The organism is Streptomyces sp. NPDC050534 (assembly GCF_044457745.1).
Taxonomy (GTDB): domain Bacteria; phylum Actinomycetota; class Actinomycetes; order Streptomycetales; family Streptomycetaceae; genus Streptomyces.
Map to the genome: position 1 here is coordinate 281,967 of NZ_JBITHF010000005.1, position 6,448 is coordinate 288,414.

The 6,448-nt window shown below is 71.7% G+C and carries 4 protein-coding genes and 2 pseudogenes; 2 read left to right on the plus strand and 4 right to left on the minus strand.

The features are described from left to right. Window positions 1-151: 151 nt before the first annotated feature. Window positions 152-1,024, minus strand: a pseudogene (locus tag ACIBN2_RS18550) (MFS transporter); the annotation flags it as partial. On the opposite strand from ACIBN2_RS18550, the pseudogene ACIBN2_RS18555 reads away from it, so the two are divergent. Continuing rightward, window positions 1,021-1,521 (plus strand): annotated as a pseudogene (locus tag ACIBN2_RS18555) (DeoR/GlpR family DNA-binding transcription regulator); the annotation flags it as partial. The pseudogenes ACIBN2_RS18550 and ACIBN2_RS18555 sit on opposite strands and share 4 nt — an antisense overlap. A gap of 11 nt (window positions 1,522-1,532) precedes the next feature. On the opposite strand, the gene ACIBN2_RS18560 reads toward ACIBN2_RS18555, so the two are convergent. Together ACIBN2_RS18560 and ACIBN2_RS18565 are read right to left on the minus strand one after the other, a co-directional pair. Next, window positions 1,533-2,489 carry a glycosyltransferase family 2 protein gene (locus ACIBN2_RS18560; protein ID WP_399135529.1) on the minus strand — a complete coding sequence of 319 codons (957 nt, stop codon included), beginning with the start codon at window positions 2,487-2,489 and terminating at the stop codon, window positions 1,533-1,535. Continuing rightward, complete coding sequence (locus ACIBN2_RS18565; RefSeq protein ID WP_399135530.1) at window positions 2,486-4,519, minus strand: O-antigen ligase family protein; 2,034 nt, start codon at window positions 4,517-4,519, stop codon at window positions 2,486-2,488. The genes ACIBN2_RS18560 and ACIBN2_RS18565 overlap by 4 nt, the downstream gene beginning before the upstream one ends. Before the next feature lie 71 nt (window positions 4,520-4,590). Between ACIBN2_RS18565 and ACIBN2_RS18570 the strand changes: the two genes are divergently transcribed. Beyond that, window positions 4,591-5,253, plus strand: a complete 663-nt coding sequence (locus tag ACIBN2_RS18570; protein ID WP_399135531.1) for a hypothetical protein — start codon at window positions 4,591-4,593, stop codon at window positions 5,251-5,253. Between the two features lie 29 nt (window positions 5,254-5,282). Here ACIBN2_RS18570 and ACIBN2_RS18575 read toward each other — a convergent pair whose 3' ends face one another. Continuing rightward, the gene (locus ACIBN2_RS18575) at window positions 5,283-6,329 is read right to left on the minus strand and encodes a glycosyltransferase (protein ID WP_399135532.1); all 1,047 of its coding nucleotides are present in this window, start codon (window positions 6,327-6,329) and stop codon (window positions 5,283-5,285) included. Window positions 6,330-6,448: the final 119 nt, after the last annotated feature.

Consider the following 6,448-nt stretch of genomic DNA (forward strand, 5'->3'; position numbering starts at 1 on the left):
GGACCGGCACGGCCGCTGCCTGACCGCAGGTACATCCTCCCCCGGTGGCATGGGGACAACAAGCAGGTGACAGGCACGGGCCGGCTCTGGCGACGGCCGTAGTCGCCATAGTGGCCACAGTGACCGTGAGATCCGCTTCCCCGGCTCGATGTCAGGACCCGTCCCGCACCGCCGATCGGCGATCGCTCCGCGCCACCTCCCGCGAACCGTCGGCGACACCGCGCAGGGCTCCGGCAGCCGCGGCCGTGATCACGCACAGCGCCGTGAGCAGCAGGAAGGCGTGGTTCAGTGCTACGAAGTGGGTCAGCCAGCCGATGACGGCGGGGCCGGAGAGCATGCCGAGGTAGCCGATGCCTGCGACGCGGGAGACGTTGGCGCCGGCCGTCGCGGCGTCGGCCCGCCCTGCCGCGCTGAACAGCTGGGGGACGCAGCCGGACAGGCCCAGGCCGAACAGCGCCCAGCCCACGAAGGCGGCCCAGATCCACGGCGAGACCGCCGCGATCGTGATCCCGGCGGCGGCCGTGATCGCGCCGTGGCGGAGAACCGCCAGGGGCCCGAAACGGCCGGAGATACGGTCGGCGAGCAGCCGGCCGGTGGTCATCGCCGCCGCGAAGGCGCCGTACCCGAAGGCCGCGGTGCTCGCGGGTGCGCCGAGGCTGTTCTTCAGGTGCAGGGCACTCCAGTCGTTGGCCGCCCCCTCGGCCAGCATGACCATCGCGGCCAGGACGGCGAGGACCCAGATGCTCCCAGGGGTACTGCGCCGCTTTCCGGCAGGCGTCTCCTCGCCCTCGGCGGCAGCGACGAGCTCGGGAGCCGGAGCGGACGGCAGCAGACTGCGGGCCGACACCAGCGCGATCACGATGCCCACGGCCCCCGAGACGCCGAGCGTGACGGCCGGGCTCAGGCCGGCGCTCGCGGCGCCCGCGGCGACGAGCGCGGCGATGACGCCGCCGACGGAGAACGTGGCATGGAAGGCCGACATGACGGGCCGGTCGTAGGCCTTCTCCACGTGCACGGCACTCGCTCATCGCCGACGGCGAGACCGTCGTCCTCGACAGCGGCACCACCTGCCTGGAAGTCGCCCGCCTGCTGCGCCAACGGCCGGTCACCCGCATGCCGTTGTCACTGCAGGCCATTCACATCCTGAGTGATCCCCCGGGCCCGGCCACGCTGATGGTGCCCGGCGGACGTCCCCGCGCCGCCGAGGGCGCCCTCACCGGCCCCCTCGCGTTCGCCTCCCTGGCGGCACTCCGCTTCGACACCGCGATCGTCGGCTGCTGCGGCCTGAGCGCGGCCGAGGGCCTGACCGCCTACGACCTCGACGACGCGGCGGTGAAGAAGGCCGCCATCACGTCATCGCGCCGCGTCATCCTCGCCACGGACGGCAGCAAGCTCGGCCACACCGCCTACGCCTACGTCGGCCCGACCTCACTCCTGCACACCCTGGTCACCGACGCGACGGCCCCCGCCGACGAGGTGGCGGCGCTCGAAAGCGCGGGCACCGTCGTCAAGACCGTCTAGCAGCGGCACCCTCACGGCCCAGGAGTGACCCGCAACGCCCCCGGCCGCAGCAGAGCCCCCGCCGCCGCCCGGCTCGCCTTCCTGCCCAGCGCCGCTCGCGCCGACTCGCGCAGCAGCACCGCGCCACGGAAACAGAGAGTCGCCACGGCGCCGTGCCGACGCCCGTACAGCCGGACCCGGTTGAGCGTCAGCAGGGTCCAGAGGCGCGGTGACACCTGGGAGTCGCCTCCCAGGTGCACGGCCTCCGCGGTCGGCACCAGCTGAGTCGCGTAGCCCGCGTCCCGCGCGCGCAGGCAGTACTCCGTCTCCTCCGAGTAGAGGAAGAACGACTCGTCCCAACGACCGCACGCCGCAAGGCAGTCGGCCGAGATGGCCATCAGTGCGCCGGTCGCCCAGTCCGCGCGGGTGGGCCGTCGGTACGCGGCGGGGTCGGTGACCAGTTCACTCAAAGCCGGGAAGCGGCCGGCCCGGCGGTTGCCGATGACCGCCTCGCCGAGGGCCCGCAGCACGCTCGACTCGCGGCGGAGTGAGTGGTGAGGGGTGCCCTTCCCGTCCTCGTAGAGAAGAGGTACGGCGATCCCGACCTCCGGACCGAGGCTGTCGACCAGGCGCTTCGCGCACCCCTGCCGCATGCGGATGTCGGGGTTGCAGATCAGGGCGACCCCCACGTCACCGGCCGCGTCCAGCGCCGCGTTGACCCCGGCCGCGTAGCCGGCGTTGCGGCCGGTCTGGACGATCGTGGCGTCGGGGGCCAGGGTCTTGAGGACATCGACCGTGTCGTCGGCGGAGTCGTTGTCGGCGACGACGAGGTGCCAGTCGAGGCCGGTCATGCCGTCGGGGAGGGCGGCGAGGAAGCCGGGGAGCACCGGTGCGCTGTTCCAGGTGACGACGATGACGGCGACGGTCGTGCTGGTCGGAACTCCACCGCTCGTCGGAACTCCACCGCTCGCGGGAACTCCACTGCTCATCGGGACTCCACTAGTTGGGGAAGCTCGGCTTCCGGGGTGGTGCGGGGGCCGGGCACGCCGGCGGCGGCCGCCTCGCGCCGGATGAAGCCCAGGTAACTGGCCCCCGCCCCGAGCATCAGGAAGAACATGCCGGCGAACATGGGGAAGCTGAGGGAGTCGAAGGTGGCGCTGCTGACCATGGCGACCAGGGCGGAGGCGAAGAACGCCTGGCCCAGTTCGCGGTCGGCGTCCGTGCGGGCCAGCCGCCGGATCGAGCCGCCCTGGTGGATGCCGGTGATGAACAGGACGAACAGGGCGACGAGTCCGAGCAGACCCATCTCGGCCAGGCCCAGCATGTACTGGTTGTCGGTGAAGAAGTACAGGTCCGGGGTGAAGGTGCCGAAGCCCCGGCCGAACAGCGGGTGTTCCTTCAGATAGGGCACGATCGCGCTGTACTTGACGGTACGGGCCTGGGTGCTGCTGTCCGAGTTGGACAGGAACGACGCGAACAGGCCCGTGATCGTGCCGATCAGGCCGGGGACGAGCACCTTGAAGACGGCGACGGAGGCCGTCAGCACGCCGATCGCGGCCCAGCGCCGGGCCGGCTTCCAGCGCGGCACCATCACCAGGGCCACCAGCAGCAGGCCGATGATCGAGGTCCGTGACACCGACAGGGGCAGCGCCCCGGCCATGAGGATCACCGGTCCCCAGCGGCGCAGCACGTGCAGGTCGCGGCGGACCGGGTCGAAGGCCTGCTGGACGGCGAAGGGCAGCAGGATCGCCAGCATGCCCGCGAATTCGAGGGGCTGGGCCGTGGTGGCGCGAGGCCGGGTGAAGGCGCCGCGGTCCATGACGCTGACCTGGGCCACGCTGGTCTGCAGGCCGGGGATGTGGATGGAGTCGGCGATGTTGGTGGCCGCGAAGAAGTCGTAGAAGCCGATGGCGGCGACGACGGACGCCATGATGACCACACGGCGCATCAGCACGTCCAGGCGGCCGCGCTCCTGCATGGCCGCCGACGCCAGGACGACCAGGGACACCCACACCAGGTAGCCGATGAGTCCGCGGTCCGCTCCGAGGACCTCCTCGTGCGCGCTTTCGCGCATCGAGTCGGAGATGTACGCGGCCAGGACGGCCAGCCCGAGCACGCACAGCGAGACCCGTACGAGTCGGGTGCCCGGCGCGGGCAGGATGCGGCCGCCGAGCCAGGTCGCCAGGTACCACATCAGGCCGAGCAGGGCGAAGACGTTGGCGGGGGTGCCCACACCGCCGAGGGCGGGCAGGGCGAGGTTCGAGGGGATGAAGAAGGCCAGCACGAGGTAGATCGTCAGAATGGCGGTGGCGTCGACCCGGCGGCTGAACATGCCCGCGCGGGTCCGCTTCGGAGCGCGGACCCGTACGGGGGTGCGGACCTTCTTCGGTCGCGGCGCCCGCCGGTAACGGCGGCGGACCACCGAGACGCCCTCCATCAGGATGGACAGCAGGAACGCGCTGACCACGCCCAGGATGAGGACGGCCGCGACGCCCTGGTAGCGGCTCTTGGACTTGGCCACCGGGGTCTGCGGCAGTACGACGGGCGCCGTCTGCACGGCGTACGCGGGCGGGACCTTGGCGGCTTCCTGCAAGGCGTCGAGCTGCTCGCCCGCGAAGGCGGTCAGGGTGTTGGTCTCCTTGAGCACCTTGTCCCGGTCCGTGCCGGTGACACTGAGCACGAGCAGCGGGCTGTCGCTGGCCGGCGCGAAACCGGCCGTGTACGTGTCCGTGACGCCGCGGCCGCGCAGCTCCTTGGCGGCGTCGGCCGACTCCAGGGTCCTGATCAGCACGTCGGCGGTCACGATGAGCGAACCGCCCGCGTTCGAGATGGGGTTGCCGAAGGTGGGGGCCAGCCGGGCGACGGCGGAGGAGTCCAGCAGCGCGACCGAACTGTGGGACTCGTAGGAGACCGGGACGGTCACCCACAGATATCCGCTGCCGATCAGGCTGAGGACGGTGAAGGGCACCATGAAGTACCAGCGTCGGCGCAGAATTGCCCATATCTCACCAAGACTCACGATGCGTCCCTCCATTCGGTGGCATCCCACCGCGTGCCCTGCCAGTATCGGCAGTGACGGAAGGAACTCGTATGTCGCCTGGGAACGTCGCCGACGCACTGCTTCGCCGCTGGTACGTCGTACTGGCCGCGCTGCTGCTGACGATGGCCGGGGCGTACTTCGTGGTCCGGCCCACCCCGCAGTACCTGGGCTCGGCGGTGGTCGTCCTCAAGCCGCCGGTGACGCGCAGCCAGCCCAACCAGTACACCAATCTGCAGCCGCCGCTCGCCGTGGTCTCCTACGGCGTCGTCCAGCAGCTCCAATCCCCCGCCGGGACCAAGGAGTTGCGCGCGGCGGGCGTCACGGGGAGCTACCACCTCATTCCTCGCAACAGCGGCACCAGCGCGACACCCCAGTATCTGATCCCGTCCCTGCAGGTGCAGTCCCAGGCGTCCAGCGCGGACGCCGCGGTGACGTCGGTGCGCCGCATCGTCGACGTGTACTCGGCGCACGTCAAGCAACTGCAGAGCGCCCAGCGGGTGCCGGCCGAGGCGTGGATCACACCCTCCGTGCTGACCTCCCCGAGCGCCGCCGAGGTGCAGGGCACCAAGAGCCGCGGGCTTGCGGGTACGGCGTTGCTGGGGCTGGCGGCCGGCGTGATCGGCGCGCTGTGGCTCGACCGGTACGCGATGAGCCGCCGGACGTCCCCGCAGGGCCGCCGGCGCAGCTCCGGTCCCCTTCCGGCGGCCAACTGACCCGTCCACCGGGCTGAACTGATTGCTCATCAGATACCGCGGCGCTTCCAGGACTCCCACCACAGCCACTCCCGCCCGCGCTCGGCCACGGCAGACCAGACCAGCGGCTGCAGATAGGGCATCGCGTTCGGTCCGATCCGTCTGCGCAGCCGCAGCGCGCGGTATTCGGGCAGCGCCCGGTAGCCGGGCAGGCACTCCTCGGCGAACGCCACGCATTCCTCGACCGGTACGACGCCGGTACGGCCCCGGTCGTAGGCGCGGTAGGCGCGGCGCAGGGCGAAGCGGGCGAGGCGGGTGTGGACCTGCTCGGCCAGGTGGTCGGCGTTCGGCAGCCGGTCGGCGCACTTGGCGAGCACCGAGTCGAAGGCGACCAGGCGCTGGCGCAGGTCGTCGAGCTGGCCGCCGAAGTCGACGGTGGACATGTTCTTGCCGTGGACGCGGTAGAACGCCTGGTCGGCGCCGCGGACGTAGCCGACGTCGGCGTGTGCGGCGAGCCGCATCCACATCTCGATGTCGCCGGCGTGGGGAAGGGCCGGGTCGTACCCGCCGACCTTCTTCTGCAGGCCGGTGCGGACCACGACCTCCGGCGAGGTGATGCAGCCGGTGCCCTCACGGAAGCGCCGCTCCAGCCACCACTGACCGGGGTAGACCACCGAACCGGTGCTCTGCGTACGGGCCTTGGGCAGGGGGCCGCCGTGCTGGAAGCGCAGGGGGCGGCCGTAGGCGAAGCCCGCCTCGGGGTGGGCGTCCAGCAGCCGGGCGGCCCGGACCAGTGCGCCCGGGACCAGCCGGTCGTCGGCGGACAGCAGGGCCACGTAGTCGCCGTCGGCCCAGTCCAGCAGACCTTCGTTGTAGGTGGCGATGTGGCCCTTGTTGGTCTCGTGGACGAGGACCTCGATGCGCGGATCGGAGGCGGCCAGCTTCTGCGCGGCCTCCGCCGAGTCGTCGGGCGAGGCGTCGTCGATGATGAGTACGCGGACGTCAACGCCGTCCTGCTCGTCCAGGACGCTGCTCACGCAGTCGGCAAGGAAGTGGCCGTACTTGTAGCAGGGGATCACAACACTGACGCTGCTCATCGGTCAAAGCCAATCCCCGTCGGGGGGGGGGGCCCCGCCCGGGGGGGGGCCCCCCCCCGGGGGGGGGGGGGGGGGGGGGGGGTGTTTTTTGGGGGGGGGGGGGGGGGGGGGGGCCCGGT

Bases quoted from the DNA above. Each gene is read 5' to 3' on its own strand.
- ACIBN2_RS18560 (WP_399135529.1), bottom strand. From the start codon at position 2,489: ATGAGCAGTGGAGTTCCCGCGAGCGGTGGAGTTCCGACGAGCGGTGGA.
- ACIBN2_RS18570 (WP_399135531.1), top strand. From the start codon at position 4,591: ATGTCGCCTGGGAACGTCGCCGACGCACTGCTTCGCCGCTGGTACGTC.
- ACIBN2_RS18575 (WP_399135532.1), bottom strand. From the start codon at position 6,329: ATGAGCAGCGTCAGTGTTGTGATCCCCTGCTACAAGTACGGCCACTTC.